The sequence below is a fragment of the Streptomyces gossypii genome, from assembly GCF_025165795.1.
GTDB classification, from domain to species: Bacteria; Actinomycetota; Actinomycetes; order Streptomycetales; family Streptomycetaceae; genus Streptomyces; species Streptomyces gossypii.
In genome coordinates, this window is the sequence record NZ_JAJAGO010000004.1 from 352,493 (window position 1) to 367,087 (window position 14,595).

Annotated in this window: 15 protein-coding genes; 6 read left to right on the plus strand and 9 right to left on the minus strand. The window is 71.3% G+C overall.

Annotated features, from left to right (window positions below):
- The first annotated feature begins 101 nt into the window (after positions 1–101).
- Complete coding sequence (era, locus tag LHJ74_RS10735) at positions 102–1,061, plus strand: GTPase Era (RefSeq protein ID WP_260217676.1); 960 nt, start codon at positions 102–104, stop codon at positions 1,059–1,061.
- Positions 1,062–1,093: 32 nt separating this feature from the next.
- On the opposite strand, the gene LHJ74_RS10740 is transcribed toward era, so the two are convergent.
- The 6 genes from LHJ74_RS10740 to hrcA form a co-directional block, all read right to left on the minus strand.
- Positions 1,094–2,008, minus strand: coding sequence for a ribonuclease Z (locus tag LHJ74_RS10740; protein WP_260217677.1), 915 nt, complete (start codon positions 2,006–2,008; stop codon positions 1,094–1,096).
- 16 nt (positions 2,009–2,024) lie between these two features.
- Positions 2,025–2,402, minus strand: a complete 378-nt coding sequence (locus tag LHJ74_RS10745) for a histidine triad nucleotide-binding protein (protein ID WP_260217678.1) — start codon at positions 2,400–2,402, stop codon at positions 2,025–2,027.
- 82 nt (positions 2,403–2,484) lie between these two features.
- Positions 2,485–3,222, minus strand: a complete 738-nt coding sequence (locus LHJ74_RS10750; RefSeq protein WP_260217679.1) for a 16S rRNA (uracil(1498)-N(3))-methyltransferase — start codon at positions 3,220–3,222, stop codon at positions 2,485–2,487.
- Positions 3,219–4,301, minus strand: coding sequence for a nitronate monooxygenase (locus tag LHJ74_RS10755; protein ID WP_260217680.1), 1,083 nt, complete (start codon positions 4,299–4,301; stop codon positions 3,219–3,221). The genes LHJ74_RS10750 and LHJ74_RS10755 overlap by 4 nt, the downstream gene beginning before the upstream one ends.
- 17 nt (positions 4,302–4,318) lie before the next feature.
- A complete protein-coding gene (gene dnaJ / locus LHJ74_RS10760) occupies positions 4,319–5,449 on the minus strand; it encodes a molecular chaperone DnaJ (protein ID WP_260217681.1) in 1,131 nt (376 codons plus the stop codon).
- Positions 5,450–6,466 (minus strand): heat-inducible transcriptional repressor HrcA, encoded by a 1,017-nt coding sequence (gene hrcA / locus LHJ74_RS10765; RefSeq protein WP_260217682.1) that lies wholly within the window; start codon positions 6,464–6,466, stop codon positions 5,450–5,452.
- Between the two features lie 201 nt (positions 6,467–6,667).
- Between hrcA and LHJ74_RS10770 the strand changes: the two genes are divergently transcribed.
- Both LHJ74_RS10770 and LHJ74_RS10775 read left to right on the plus strand, forming a co-directional pair.
- Positions 6,668–7,411, plus strand: a complete 744-nt coding sequence (locus tag LHJ74_RS10770) for an MBL fold metallo-hydrolase (protein WP_260217683.1) — start codon at positions 6,668–6,670, stop codon at positions 7,409–7,411.
- Between the two features lie 69 nt (positions 7,412–7,480).
- Positions 7,481–8,314, plus strand: coding sequence for a DUF3097 domain-containing protein (locus LHJ74_RS10775; protein WP_260217684.1), 834 nt, complete (start codon positions 7,481–7,483; stop codon positions 8,312–8,314).
- A 16-nt stretch (positions 8,315–8,330) separates the two neighbouring features.
- On the opposite strand, the gene LHJ74_RS10780 is transcribed toward LHJ74_RS10775, so the two are convergent.
- A complete protein-coding gene (locus LHJ74_RS10780) occupies positions 8,331–8,882 on the minus strand; it encodes a Uma2 family endonuclease (RefSeq protein ID WP_260217685.1) in 552 nt (183 codons plus the stop codon).
- Between the two features lie 113 nt (positions 8,883–8,995).
- Between LHJ74_RS10780 and hemW the strand changes: the two genes are divergently transcribed.
- Complete coding sequence (hemW, locus tag LHJ74_RS10785; protein ID WP_260217686.1) at positions 8,996–10,228, plus strand: radical SAM family heme chaperone HemW; 1,233 nt, start codon at positions 8,996–8,998, stop codon at positions 10,226–10,228.
- Between the two features lie 43 nt (positions 10,229–10,271).
- Here hemW and LHJ74_RS10790 read toward each other — a convergent pair whose 3' ends face one another.
- Positions 10,272–10,898 carry a TetR/AcrR family transcriptional regulator gene (locus tag LHJ74_RS10790; protein WP_260217687.1) on the minus strand — a complete coding sequence of 209 codons (627 nt, stop codon included), beginning with the start codon at positions 10,896–10,898 and terminating at the stop codon, positions 10,272–10,274.
- A gap of 169 nt (positions 10,899–11,067) precedes the next feature.
- Here LHJ74_RS10790 and LHJ74_RS10795 point away from each other — a divergent pair, with 169 nt between their 5' ends.
- Positions 11,068–11,502 carry a nuclear transport factor 2 family protein gene (locus LHJ74_RS10795; protein ID WP_260217688.1) on the plus strand — a complete coding sequence of 145 codons (435 nt, stop codon included), beginning with the start codon at positions 11,068–11,070 and terminating at the stop codon, positions 11,500–11,502.
- Positions 11,503–11,555: 53 nt separating this feature from the next.
- Positions 11,556–12,479, plus strand: coding sequence for an NAD(P)H-binding protein (locus tag LHJ74_RS10800; RefSeq protein WP_260217689.1), 924 nt, complete (start codon positions 11,556–11,558; stop codon positions 12,477–12,479).
- Between the two features lie 108 nt (positions 12,480–12,587).
- Here the strand turns inward: LHJ74_RS10800 and LHJ74_RS10805 are convergent, their stop codons facing one another.
- Entirely contained in the window at positions 12,588–14,483 is a 1,896-nt protein-coding gene (locus LHJ74_RS10805) for an AMP-dependent synthetase/ligase (RefSeq protein WP_260217690.1), read from the minus strand.
- Positions 14,484–14,595 lie beyond the last annotated feature (112 nt).

The window sequence follows — 14,595 nt, forward strand, 5'->3', positions numbered from 1 at the left end:
CCCCACAGGGCACGCCCCCGCAGTCGGCCGCGTGCGCCCCGCGTGCGGCCGCAGGGACCACGCGGTCGGAGCGCGCCACACGATCAGGGACAATGGTCGTCATGAGCGCACCTTCCCCCTCCCCCGACGCCCCGGACACCGCCGCGGCGCCGCACCGCTCGGGCTTCGCGTGCTTCGTCGGCCGCCCCAACGCGGGCAAGTCGACCCTGACCAACGCGCTGGTGGGCACGAAGGTCGCCATCACGTCGACGCGTCCGCAGACCACCCGGCACACCGTGCGCGGCATCGTGCACCGCGCGGACGCTCAGCTCGTCCTCGTCGACACCCCCGGGCTGCACAAGCCCCGCACGCTCCTGGGCGAGCGGCTGAACGACGTGGTCCGCACCACCTGGGCGGAGGTCGACGTCATCGGCTTCTGCCTGCCCGCCGACCAGAAGCTGGGCCCGGGTGACCGCTTCATCGCCAAGGAGCTGGCGGAGGCGCGGAAGACGCCCAAGGTCGCGGTGGTGACCAAGACGGACCTCGTCGACTCCGAGGCGCTGGCCCGGCAGCTGATCGCCATCGACCAGCTGGGCACCGAACTGGGCCTGGAGTGGGCCGAGATCATCCCGGTGTCCGCGGTAGCCGGCGACCAGGTCTCGCTGCTGGCCGACCTGCTGGTCCCGCTGATGCCCGAGGGCCCCGCCCTCTACCCCGACGGTGACCTGACCGACGAGCCGGAGCAGGTCATGGTGGCCGAGCTGATCCGCGAGGCGGCGCTCGAAGGCGTACGGGACGAGCTGCCGCACTCCATCGCGGTGGTGGTCGAGGAGATGATCCCCCGGGAGGACCGGCCGGCCGACCGGCCGCTGCTCGACATCCACGCGAACATCTACATCGAGCGCCCCAGCCAGAAGGGCATCGTCATCGGCCCCAAGGGCAAGCGGCTCAAGGATGTGGGGACGGCCTCCCGCACCCATATCGAAGCGCTGCTGGGCACTCCGGTCTATCTCGACCTGCATGTCAAGGTCGCCAAGGACTGGCAGCGCGACCCGAAGCAGCTGCGCAAGCTGGGCTTCTGACCCTCGACCCCGGCTGCACGGGGGCGAGGGGTTCAGCGGGTGTGCGCGCGCTTCGGCACCGGAATGCGCATCAGGTCCTGCGCGACGGTCAGCTCGGCCTCGAACCCCGCCTCACGCGCCTGGCCGGCGAAGGCGGTGGGGTCTCCGTAGCGCTGGCTGAAGTGCGTCAGCACCAGATGCCGTACGCCCGCCTCGGCGGCGATCCGGCCCGCCTGGCCTGCGGTGAGATGACCGTACTGCTGGGCGAGCGCGACGTCCTCGTCCAGGAAGGTGGACTCGATGACGAGCATGTCGCAGCCCTCGGCCAGCTCGTAGACCCCGTCGCAGAGCCGGGTGTCCATCACGAAGGCGAACCGCTGCCCGAGGCGCGGCTCGCTGACCTCCGCAAGCGTCACCCCGCGCAGGCTCCCCTCGCGCTGGAGCCGTCCGATGTCCGGGCCCTTGATGCCGTGCGAGGCCAGCAGCCGTGGCAGTATCCGGCGGCCGTCCGGCTCGGTCAGCCGGTAGCCGTACGACTCGACAGGGTGGGACAGCTGGCGCGCGGCCAGAGTGAAGGCGGGGCCCGCGCTGAGGACGCCGGACTCGCGCACCGGCTCCTCACGCAGGTCGACCGTCTCGCGGTAGGCCGTCGCATAGCGCAGACGGTCGAAGAAGAGCTGGCCGCTGGCCGGGAAGTGCGCCGTGACCGGATGCGGCACCCGGTCCAGGTTGATGCGCTGGATCACCCCGGCAAGGCCGAGCGAGTGGTCGCCGTGGAAGTGCGTGACACAGATTCTGTTGAGGTCGTGCGCCGCGACTCCGGCCTGCACCATCTGGCGCTGAGTGCCGTCGCCGGGATCGAAGAGGATCCCCTCGCTGTCCCAGCGCAGCAGGTAGCCGTTGTGATTCCGGTGCCGGGTGGGCACTTGGCTGGCCGTGCCGAGCACGACCAGTTCGCGTACGGACAAGGAAGCCGCCCCGAACTCAGCCGGGAGGCCAGTTGAGCCCGCGGCCACCGAGCACATGGGCGTGGGTGTGGAAGACCGTCTGGCCCGCACCGGTACCGGTGTTGAAAACGACCCGGAAGCCCGTACCGGGACCGCCCTCGGTCACCGCGATCTTCTCCTGCTCGGCGACCAGCGCCGTCTCGCGCAGCACGTCGGCGGCGAGCTGCGGGGCCTCGGCGGCAAGCGATCCGGCATCCCGGTAGTGCGCCTTGGGAATCACCAGTACGTGCGTGGGCGCCTGCGGGTTGATGTCCCGGAAGGCGAGCGTCGTCTCGGTGTCGCGGACGACGGTCGCGGGGACTTCACCAGCGACGATCTTGCAGAACAGGCAGTCGGCCTGCGGTTCTCCCGCCACGGTGGCGCCTCCCGCTGTGCTTCGTGGACCGTTTACGTAGCGGATGTTACCGGCTGCGCGGGGCCCGCGCGGTCGCAGCTGCTCAGTTCCAGCGCCCGACCCGGCCGAGGAGCAGCGCCGATGCCGCCGTGCCCGCGGTGGAGGTGCGCAGCACGCTGGGACCCAGCCGGTACGGGTCCGCGCCCGCGTCCGCGAAGGCTGTCAGCTCCTCGCGGGTGACCCCGCCCTCCGGCCCGACGACGAGCACGATGTCCCCGCTGTCCGGCAGCTCCGCCGTCGCCAGCGGCGTGCCTCCGTCCTCGTGCAGCACGGCCGCGAATTCGGCGTCCGCCAGCAGCCGCCCCAGCTGCGCGGTGGTGACCAGATCCGCGACCCGTGGGAAACACAGCCGTCGTGACTGCTTCCCCGCCTCGCGTGCCGTGGTCCGCCACTTGGCGAGGGACTTCGCCCCGCGCTCCCCGCGCCACTGGGTGACGCAGCGCGAGGCGGCCCACGGCACGATGACATCCACCCCGGTCTCCGTCATCGTCTCGACGGCCAGCTCCCCCCGATCGCCCTTGGGCAGGGCCTGAACGACGGTCAGCCGCGGCCTCGGCTCGGGCTCCACCCGTACGTCGGTGACCTCGACCCCAAGCTGGTCCTTGCCCTCCACCGAGGCCACAGTGCCATACGCCCCGGTGCCCTCGCCGTCGGTGAGCACGACCTCCTCACCGACCCGCATCCGCCGTACCGAGACGGCGTGCCGCCCCTCGGGCCCCTCCAGCAGCACCCTTCCGACGGTGAGCACGGCACGGTCGGCAAGGAAGAACGCAGCGGTCACGAGGCGCCCCGGCCGCTCATCTCCTCACGGGCCACGGACAGTTCGGCGGTCAGCATCTCGGTCAGCTGCGCGGCGGGAAGTTCGCGCGCCAGCCGGTGGCCCTGACCGGCCCACAGCGCCATGCCCTGCGGATCGCCCGCCTTGGCGGCGGCCTTGCGCAGCGTCGACGTCATGTGGTGCACCTGCGGATAGGCCGCTGGAGCGTACTTTCCGTGCTCGCGCAGGAAGCGGTTGACCAGACCGCGCGCCGGGCGCCCCGAGAACGCCCGCGTCAGCTCGGTGCGGGTGAAGAGGCTGCTCGTCAGGGCGCGCTTGTGCAGCGCGTTCGCGCCGGACTCCGGACAGACCAGAAACGCCGTACCGAGCGCCGCGGCGCTCGCGCCCGCCGCCAGCACCGCCGCGATCTGACCACCGCGCATCAGCCCGCCCGCCGCGATCAGCGGCAGCGAGACGGCCTCCTTGACCTGCGTGAGCAGCGGCAGCAGGCCCATGCCGGAGCCCGTGCCGTCCAGCTGCACGTCATCGTGATGGGTGCTCTGGTGGCCCCCGGCCTCCACACCCTGGACGCACAGGACAGCCGCCCCCGACCACTGGGCGGTCTCCGCCTCCGCGACCGAGGTCACCGTGACCACGGTGAGGGTGCCCGCCTCGGCCAGCTGCTCCAGCACCCGCTGCTGCGGGCAGCCGAAGGCGAACGAGACGACCGGCACCGGGTCTTCCAGCAGAATCGCGAGCTTGCCCTCGAACGCGTCATCGGTGCCCTGGTCCGGGTCGCCCAGAGCGGTCTGGTGCCAGGCGGCCTCACCCGCGAGCTGGTCCCGGTAGACCGTGAGGGCGGCGGCGTCTGCGTTGTCCGGCTGCGGCATGAAGAGGTTCACGCCGAAAGCACGGTCGGTCAGCCTGCGGAGCGCCCTGATCTCCTCATACATGGCCTCCGGGGTCTTGTAACCGGCGGCGAGGAAACCGAGCCCACCCGCCCCGCTGACGGCTGCGGCCAACTCCGGGCAGGCCGCTCCACCTGCCATCGGGGCCTGCACGACAGGATGCTCGATGAGCTCGAAGAGTGACGGCGCTGACATTCCCTCATCCTTCAAAACTAGCGCCCGTTGAAAGCGTCCTTCAGGCGGGAGAAGAGGCCCTGCTGGCCCGGTTGGAAGTGGCCCTGGGGTCGCTCTTCGCCGCGCAGCTGGGCCAGCCGGCGCAGGAGTTCCTCCTGCTCGTGGTCCATCTTGGTCGGTGTCAGGACTTCGACGTGGACGATGAGCTGCCCCCGGCCGCCGCCGCGGAGGTGGGTGATGCCTCGGTCGTGCAGCGGGACCGACTGGCCGGACTGGGTGCCCGGCCGGACGTCGATCTCCTCCAGGCCGTCCAGCGTCTCCAGCGGCACCTTGGTGCCGAGGGACGCCGCCGTCATGGGGATGGTGACCGTGCAGTGCAGATCGTCTCCGCGCCGCTGGAAGACCGGGTGCGCGGCCTCGTGGATCTCCACGTACAGGTCGCCTGCCGGTCCGCCGCCGGGGCCGACCTCGCCTTCGCCCGCGAGCTGGATGCGGGTGCCGTTGTCCACTCCGGCCGGGATCTTGACCGTGAGCGTGCGGCGCGAGCGGACCCGGCCGTCTCCGGCGCACTCCGGGCACGGGGTGGGCACCACGGTGCCGAAGCCCTGGCACTGGGGGCATGGACGGGAGGTCATGACCTGGCCCAGGAAGGACCGGGTCACCTGTGAGACCTCGCCACGGCCGCGGCACATGTCGCAGGTCTGCGCCGAGGTGCCGGGCGCCGCCCCCTCACCGCTGCAGCTACCGCAGACGGTGGCCGTGTCGACCTGGATTTCCTTGGTTGTGCCGAACGCGGCTTCGTCCAGTTCGATGTCGAGCCGGATCATGGCGTCCTGGCCCCGCCGGGTGCGCGAGCGCGGTCCGCGCTGCGAGGCGGTGCCGAAGAACGCGTCCATGATGTCGGAGAAGTTGCCGAAGCCCGCGCCGAAGCCGCCGCCCGCTCCGGCAGCACCTGCCGACGGGTCGCCGCCGAGGTCGTAGACCTGCTTCTTCTGCGGATCCGACAGCACCTCGTAGGCGGTGTTGATCTCTTTGAAGCGGTCCTGGGTCTTCGGGTCCGGGTTGACGTCCGGGTGCAGCTCGCGAGCCAGCCGCCGGAACGCCTTCTTGATCTCGTCCTGCGAGGCGTCGCGCTGCACGCCGAGGACCGCGTAGTAGTCCGTCGCCACTTACGACTCCGCGAGAATCTGTCCGACGTAACGTGCCACTGCGCGTACCGCTCCCATCGTTCCTGGGTAGTCCATTCGGGTCGGTCCCACCACGCCGAGTTTGGCGACCGCCTCTTCTCCCGAACCGTAGCCGACCGAAACGACCGATGTGGAACTCAGTCCTTCGTGAGCATTCTCATGCCCGATTCGTACGGTCATGCCCGATTCCGTGGATTCACCGAGGAGCTTCAGCAGAACGACCTGCTCCTCCAGTGCCTCCAGGACGGGGCGGATGGTGAGGGGGAAGTCATGCCCGAAGCGGGTGAGATTGGCGGTGCCGCCGATCATCAACCGCTCCTCGGTCTCCTCGACCAGGGTTTCCAGCAAGGTGGCCAGCAGTGCCGAGATCGTGCCCCGGTCCTCCAGATCGAAGGACTCGGGGAGATCCTGCACCAGCGGCGGCACCTCGGCGAAGCGCTGACCCGCGATCCGGCTGTTCAGCCTGGCTCGCAGATCCGCGACGGTGGTCTCGCTGACCGGCGCCGGGCAGTCGACCATGCGCTGCTCGACCCGGCCGGTATCGGTGATCAGCACCAGCATCAGCCGGGCGGGCGCGAGGAGCAGCAGCTCCACGTGGCGCACGGTCGAGCGGGTGAGTGACGGGTACTGGACGACGGCGACCTGCCGGGTCAGCTGCGCGAGCAGCCGCACCGTACGCCCCACCACGTCGTCGAGGTCGACGGCGCCGTCCAGGAAGTTCTGGATGGCGCGGCGCTCGGGGTGGGACAGCGGCTTGACGCCCGCCAGTTTGTCCACGAAGAGGCGGTAGCCCTTGTCCGTGGGGACCCGGCCCGCACTCGTGTGCGGCTGGGCGATGAAGCCGTCGTCCTCCAGCGCCGCCATGTCGTTGCGGACGGTGGCCGGGGAGACCTGGAGGTTGTGCCGCTGGGTGAGCGCCTTGGAGCCCACCGGCTCCTCGGTGCCCACGTAGTCCTGGACGATGGCGCGCAGCACCTCGAGCCTGCGTTCACTGAGCACCGCGCACCTCCTCCCGGCCGGCCGGCTGTGGTTCCGTTCGTCCTGGCACTCCTCCACCATGAGTGCCAGCAGTTCCTGAGCCAGTGTACGGCCGGGCCCCGCTGCCGGGGCAAGGGTGGCCTGCCCGACGGTATCGCGCCCCCACCCGAGTCGGGACGTGCCGGGTCGGTGCACAAGTCACGCTCCCGATAGCGTCCCCGTATGGACGCCGGATGGGAAGACACCGGGTGGGAAGACATCACTTCGGGAGTGGCTCGCAGGCGGTTGCCGCGCTGGGACGCGACGACGGGCGCGATCGCCGGGCCGGACGGCGTGCTCGTCGTCGACACGGGTGCGACGCTGCGCGAGGGCGCCGGAATCCGCCGGGCGGTACAGGCGCGCTTCGGACGCCCGGTCACCCATGTGGCACTCACGCACGGCCACTTCGATCATGTGCTGGGCACCGCGGCCTTCGCCGGTGTGCGGGTGTACGGCGCCGAAGGGCTGGAAGTGCTGCTCGCCGCCCGGTCCCCCGGCCGGGAGGCGCTGCGGGCGAGCGCCGTCCAGCACGGGGTGTCTCTCCGGGAGGCGGCCGAGGCGGCGGACGTGGTGGTCGCGCCGCGGCAGGCGGTCACCGGCGAGCTGACCGTCTCGCTGGGCGGCGACCGGCAGGTCCTGCTGGCCGGTCTGGGCCCGGCGCACTCCGAGCACGATCTGGCGGTACTGGTGCCAGGCTCCGGGCCGGGTGATCCGGCGGTCGTCTTCTGCGGCGATCTGGTGGAGGAGTCCGGCCGGCCCCAGGCGGGCCCGGACACGCATCCGGCGCGCTGGCCCGCCGCGCTGGACCGGCTGCTGGAGCTGGGCGGGGAGGACGCGCGGTACGTGCCGGGACACGGGGCGACGGTGGACGCCGCGTTCGTTCGCCGCCAACGGGACGAGCTTGCCCTGCGCTTCCGCTCGGCCTGAGGGTGCGCACGGGCGCACGGTGCGGAAGCCCGACAGCACGCGGGCTACGGGGACGTGAAGAATGGGCGCATGCGCAGCCGTGGCTATGATCCCGACCTCACCCCGCCCTGGAAGCAGTCAGGGAAGGACGCCCCCGAACTGCCCGCGGACCCCGGCCTGGTGGTCGAGGAGGTCACGACGGGCTTCTGCGGGGCGGTGATCCGCTGCGAGAAGACGGCGCAGGGGCCCACGGTCACGCTGGAGGACCGCTTCGGGAAGCACCGGGTCTTCCCGCTGGAGCCGCGCGGGTTCCTGCTGGAGGGCAAGGTCGTGACGCTGGTGCGGCCACGGGCGGGGGGCGGCGGCACCGCGCCACGCCGTACGGCCTCCGGGTCGGTGGCGGTGCCGGGAGCCCGTGCGCGGGTGGCGCGGGCGGGCCGCATCTATGTCGAGGGGCGCCACGACGCGGAGCTCGTCGAGAAGGTCTGGGGCGACGATCTCCGCATCGAGGGCGTGGTCGTCGAGTACCTGGAGGGCATCGACGACCTGCCCGCGATCGTGCGCGACTTCGGCCCGGCGCCGGACGCCCGGCTGGGAGTGCTGGTGGACCACCTGGTACCGGGGTCCAAGGAGTCCCGCCTCGCGGCGCGGGTGACGGGCGAGGACGTGCTGGTGGTCGGCCATCCGTACATCGACGTCTGGGAGGCGGTGAAGCCGTCCTCACTGGGGATCGCGGCCTGGCCGCGCGTACCGCACGGGCAGGACTGGAAGACGGGCGTCTGCTCGGCACTGGGCTGGCCGCCGAACACGGGCGCGGCCTGGCAGCGCATCCTGGGCGGCGTCCGCTCCTACCGCGACCTGGAACCGCAGCTGCTGGGACGGGTGGAGGAACTGATCGATTTCGTGACCGCGCCCGGCGGATGACACCGGGCACCCCTCGTCAGGCCAGGGTTCTGAACTCGGAGGTCTCGAGGATTGCTCCCAGGAGGTCGAGCGGGACGGGGTCACCGAATTTCGACGTCCGCTCCACTCCGTAGTCGGCGCCCTCGCCCCAGCCTGTCGGCTCCGTGAGCAGTACGCAGCGCCCGGCGATCGGGTCGACGATCAGATACGCGGGTACCCGGCCGGCCGCATAGATGGACCGCTTGACTCGATAGTCACGGTCCACGCTGGTTTTGGAGGCGACTTCGAGGAGCAGCGTCACCGCAGGTGCGGGCAGGAGACGGCCCGGGCCCTCGAACGCCCCCCGCTCATAAACCACGAGGTCAGGCTGCGGTTCGCTCGCCTCGCCCGGAATGGCGATGTCCTGAGTCTGGAGTCTGTCCCAGCGCTCCCGGGAAATCTGGTCCGCGACGGACTGGACGATCATGTTGTGGACCCAGTCAGGCCCGGCCATCATCACGATTTCCCCCCGCAGCAGCTCCGCCTTGTACCCCTCGGGTACCTCGAGTTGCTCGAAGAGCGCTATCACCCGGTCATCGACAGCGGTCATCGCCTGACCCTCCCATCCGCAGCGTGCACTCAGGGTAACGCCCCCACTTGAGGGCCGCACCCGCCGATGGCCGGAGAAACCCGTTCGGGTGACGATGCCGGACAATGGGCTTCATGCCCTCCGCACTCCCCGACGGCGAGCCCGTGCCCGAGGACGGCTCGCTTCCGGCGCACGCCCTCACCGGCGCAGCGTCCCGTCCGCTCGGCTTCTATCTGCACGTCCCGTACTGCGCCACGCGCTGCGGCTACTGCGACTTCAACACCTACACCGCCGGCGAGCTTCGCGGCAGCGACGGGACGCTCACCTCCCAGGACACCTACGCCGAGACGCTGGCCGAGGAGGTGCGGCTCGCCCGCAAGGTACTCGGGGACGATCCACGGGCGGTGCAGACGGTCTTCGTCGGCGGCGGCACGCCGACGCTGCTCCCGGCGGCGGATCTGGGGCGGATGCTCGGCGTGATCCGGGAGGAGTTCGGGCTGGCGGCGGACGCCGAGATCAGCACCGAGGCCAACCCGGAGTCCGTCGGCCCCGCCTATCTGGAGGAGCTGCGCGCCACCGGCTTCAACCGGATCTCCTTCGGGATGCAGAGTGCCCGGCAGCACGTGCTGAAGGTGCTGGACCGCGCCCACACTCCCGGCCGCCCGGAGGCGTGCGTCGCGGAGGCGCGGGCGGCGGGCTTCGCGCAGGTGAATCTCGATCTGATCTACGGCACCCCCGGCGAGTCCGACGACGACTGGCGGACCACCCTGGACGCCGCGCTGGGCGCGGGCCCCGACCACATCTCCGCATACGCCCTGATCGTCGAGGAGGGCACCCGGCTGGCACGGCAGATCCGGCGGGGCGAGGTCCCGATGACGGACGACGACGTGCACGCCGACCGTTATCTGCAGGCCGAGGAGGCGATGACCGCCGCCGGGCTGGAGTGGTACGAGGTCTCCAACTGGGCGAACGACCGGGCTGCCCGCTGCCGCCACAACGAGCTGTACTGGACGGGCGCCGACTGGTGGGGCGCCGGTCCGGGCGCGCACAGCCACGTGGGCGGGGTCCGCTGGTGGAACGTGAAGCACCCCGCCGCCTACGCCCGGGCACTGGCCGAGGGCCGCTCGCCGGGTGCCGGGCGGGAGCTGCTCGCGGCCGAGGACCGGCGGGTCGAGCGGATCATGCTGGAGCTGCGCCTCGTCGATGGCTGCCCGCTCGGGCTGCTCGCCCCCGCCGGGGCGCGCGCCGCGCAGCGCGCGCTGGCGGACGGGCTGCTGCGTCCGGAGGCGTACGAGCGGGGCAGCGCGGCGCTCACGCTGCGCGGCAGACTGCTGGCGGACGCGGTGGTGCGCGACCTGGTGGACTGACGGGACCGGTGGCGGGCGCGGGGCTGCGGCGGGCAGCGGGCCGTCAGCCCGCCTCCCCCTTCTCCTCCACCTTTCCCGCCTCGGGGCTGTCGGCCCCGCCCAGCACTGCTCGGACCAGCGCGGCCGTCCCCTCACACAGCTCCCCCGGTGACTTTCCGGCCCGCACCAGGTGCTCGATGAGGTCGCTGCGCACGGCGGCCAGCAGCGCGTGGGCCAGGAAATCCGCATCACGGTGCCCCCGGACTTCGGCAAGCAGCGCCATGAGCTGAGCGTGCCAGAGCTCGTACGCCTCGTTCTGGTACGGACTGCCGACGTCCGCGTTCTCCAGGGCCAGCATCAGCGGGCGGTTGTCCAGTTTGAACCGCAGCAGTGCGTCCAGGACGGCGAGGACGCGGACGTCCGGACGGGCGCCGGGGCCGAGCGGCGGCGGGCCCGAGACGACCTGGGCGCGCAGCCGCTCGGTGCGCTGTTCGACAAGGGCTCGCACCAGGCCCGTCCGGTCGCCGAACCGGCGGAAGAGCGTGCCCTTGCCCACGCCCGCCGCCTGGGCGATGTCATCCATGGAGACGCGCTCGGGGCCGCCGTGGTCGGCGAAGAGGCGGGCGGCGGCGGCGAGCACCGCCTCCCTGTTGCGCACCGCGTCGGCCCGCTCCTTGCGCACACCCGACATGACTCTCTCCTTGGCACGTTCGGCACGTTCGGCACGTTCGGCTCGCTCGGCTGCCGTGCGGAGGCCGCGCGGCAGCCCTGACTGGAAAAACGGACCGGCAGTCCGTATAGTTGCAAGCGGACCGCTGGTCCGCATCGTATCGCGAGGCCGACACCTGGAGGTATGCACCATGACCGTTCGTTCCCCGGCCGCCCTCTACCGGCACGGACTGGACCTTCTGCTGGCCAAGGACTTCGACGGCTGGGTCGGCCTGTGGGCCGACGAAGGCGTCATCGAGTTCCCGTTCGCACCCCCGGGAGCGCCCCGACGGCTGGAGGGCAGGGCCGCCATCGCCGCCTACATGACGGCGTATCCCGAGCACATCGACCTCACCGGGTTCCCGCATGTCGAGGTGCACCGGACAACCGACCCGGACGTCATCGTCGTCGAGATGCGGAGCGAGGGCGTCTCCGTCCAGACCGGTGCGGCCTTCGAAATGCCCTATGTGGCGATCGTGACCGTCCGGGACGGCCTCATCAGGCACTACCGCGACTACTGGAACCCGCTCGTCGCCCTCGACATCGCGGGCGGGACGGACGCCCCCTTCGCCGGTGAGCGCCCCTGACCGACCCGCGCACCGGCCCCCTGCCCACCGCAGACAGAGATACGGAAGACGCGATGAACGACAAAGCCACCGCCGCAGACCCGACCTCCCGCCCCGGCACCGTCCTGGTGACCGGCGGCACCGGCAACACCGGAAGTCTCATCGGCTCCCGGCTCGCCGCCCTGGGCCACCAAGTGCGGGCGGGCAGCAGGCGCCCCGCGCCACAGGACGAGCGCGGCTCGCTGACAAGCCCGGTGCGCTTCGACTGGCACGACGACACCACCCATGCGACGGCGCTCGGCGGGGCCCGCCTGCTCTACCTGGTGGCGCCCGACGCCGAACCCGGCCCGGAGCGCCTGATGGTGCCGTTCCTCCGCCGGGCGCGCGAGGAGGGCGTACGGCGCGTGGTGCTGCTCAGTTCCTCCGGCATCGCGGAGGGCGGAGACGGACTGGGGGCCGTACATCGGTCCGTCCGCGAACTGTTCCCGGAGTGGGCGGTCCTGCGGCCCTCGTGGTTCATGCAGAACTTCGTCGGCGACCAGCCGCACGCCGTGAGCATCCGCGAACACGACGAGATCGTGACAGCCACCGCCGACGGCCGGGTGGGCTTCGTCGACGCTGCGGACATCGCCGAGGTCGGCGTACGGGCCCTGGCGGACGACCGTCCGCACAACACCGCCCATCTGATCACCGGCCCCGAGGCCCTCACCTGCTCCGAGGTGGCCGCCACCGTGTCCACCCATGCGGGGCGCCCCGTCCGGCACCGCGCTGTGGCCGCCGACGCGATGATCGAACGCTTGGCGCGCTTCGGCATCCCCGAGGCGTACGCCGGCCTGCTGGCCGGGCTGGACCAGGCGATCGCGGCCGGGTCGGAGAGCCGTACCAGCCCCGTGGTGGAACAGGTGACCGGCCGTCCGCCCCGCTCGTTCGCCGACTTCGCCGCCGCACACGCTGCGACCTGGCAGCGGCCCGCCGAGGGAACGCAGGAAGCCTCCTGAGGCTGTCGCCCGCCGCCCTTGCCGGTGCCGGCGGCGAGGGAGCCGGACGCGACGGAGCCCGGCTGCCGCCGCACGGCACCCGGGCTCCGCTCCGCGCGCACCAGAGCGCTACGCCCGCTCGCGCCCGCCCTCGTACATCTCCTCGATCAGATGTCCGAACTCGCGCTCCACGACCGGCCGCTTCACCTTGAGGCTCGGGGTGAGCTCGCCGTGCTCCACATCCAGGTCGCGCGGCAGAACGCGGAACTTCTTGATCGTCTGCCATCGCTGCAGCTTCTCGTTGAGCTGATCGACATGGCCGTCGATCAGCTCGCGCACCTGCTCGGAGGCGACGATCTCCGCGTACGGCCTTCCCTTGAGCGCCTCCTGCTCCTTCGACCACTCCGTGAGCGAGATCTCGTCGAGCGCGATGAGCGCGGTGCAGTAGCTGCGGTCCGCACCGAGCACCAGGATGTTCGAGACATACGGGCACACGGCCTTGAACTGGCCCTCCACCTCCGCGGGAGCTATGTACTTGCCGCTCGAGGTCTTGATCAGATCCTTCTTGCGGTCGGTGATCCGCAGATAGCCGTCCGGGGACAGCTCGCCGATGTCACCGGTGTGGAACCAGCCGTCCTCCTCCAGGACTTCGGCGGTCTTCTCCGGCAGCCCGTGGTAGCCCTGCATGATCCCGGGGCCGCGCAGCATGATCTCGCCGTCGTCGGCGATCCGCACCTCGGTGCCGGGCAGCGGCTTCCCGACGGTGCCGGTGCGGTACGCCTCGCCCGGGTTGACGAAGCTCGCGGCGCTGGACTCCGTGAGCCCGTAGCCCTCCAGGATGTGGATGCCCGCACCGGAGAAGAAGTAGCCGATGTCCGGCGCCAGCGCCGCCGATCCGGAGATGCACGCGCGCAGCCGTCCGCCGAACGCCTCGCGCAGCTTCGCGTAGACGAGCCGGTCGGCGACCGCGTGCTTGGCCTTGAGCCCGGCGGGCGCGCTCGCGGTGCCGGTGCGGCGGAAGTTGTCCTGGGTGACCTTGCCGTACTCACGTGCGACGCCCGCGGCCCACAGGAAGATCTTGTACTTGGCCGCGCCGCCGGCCCTCGCCTTGGCGGCCACCCCGTTGTAGACCTTCTCGAAGATGCGCGGCACGGCGGCCATGTACGTCGGGCGCACCAGCGGAAGATTCTCGATGATCTTGTCGATCCGCCCGTCCACGGCGGTGACATGGCCCACCTCGACCTGCCCCGCCGTCAGCACCTTGCCGAAGACGTGCGCCAGCGGCAGCCACAGGTACTGCACATCCTCCTCCGCGATCAGCCCGGTCTGCGCGATGGCCTTGGCCATGTACGACCAGCAGTCGTGCGGCAGCCGCACACCCTTGGGCCTGCCGGTGGTGCCGGAGGTGTAGATCAGTGTCGCCAGCTGGTCGGCACGCAGGGCGCCGACCGCGTCGGTGACGGACTCCGGGTGCTCTGCCAGATGCGCGGCGCCGCGCCGCCTCAGCTCCGTGAGCGACAGCACCCATCCCTCGGGATCGTCCGGCGCCGCGACGGCGTCCGCCTCCTCCATCACCACCACATGGGCCAGTCCCGGCAGCTCGCCACGGGCCTCGCGGGCCTTGTCGAGCTGGACGGCGTCCTCGGCGATCAGCACCCGGCTCTCGGAGTCGGCGAGGATGTAGGCCGTCTCCTCGGTGTTCGTGCTCGGGTACACGGTTGTCGTCGCGGCACCGGAACAGAGCACACCGAAGTCGCACAGGATCCAGTCGACCCTGGTGCTGGAGGCGACGGCGACCCGCTCCTCAGGCCGTACACCCAGCGCCATCAGCCCGGCGGCGGTCTCGAACACCCGCTTCGCCGCTTCGCCCCAGGTGTACGAGCGCCACTCGTCCGGCCCTTCACCGGAGGACGCGGGCACCGGATAGCGGTACGCCTCGGCCTCCGGCGTAGCGGCCACCCGCTCCAGGAACAGAGACGCCACGGATGGCGGCCGGTCTTCGATAAGGGACTGCGTGTCGCTCACGACATCCTCCGGGCCCGCGTCATGCGCTTGATTGTGACTCACCAGTAACTACTGAGCAGGCTCAGAGTAAGTGCCGAGGTCGCCACGCGTAAGGGGGTTACCACTGATTACC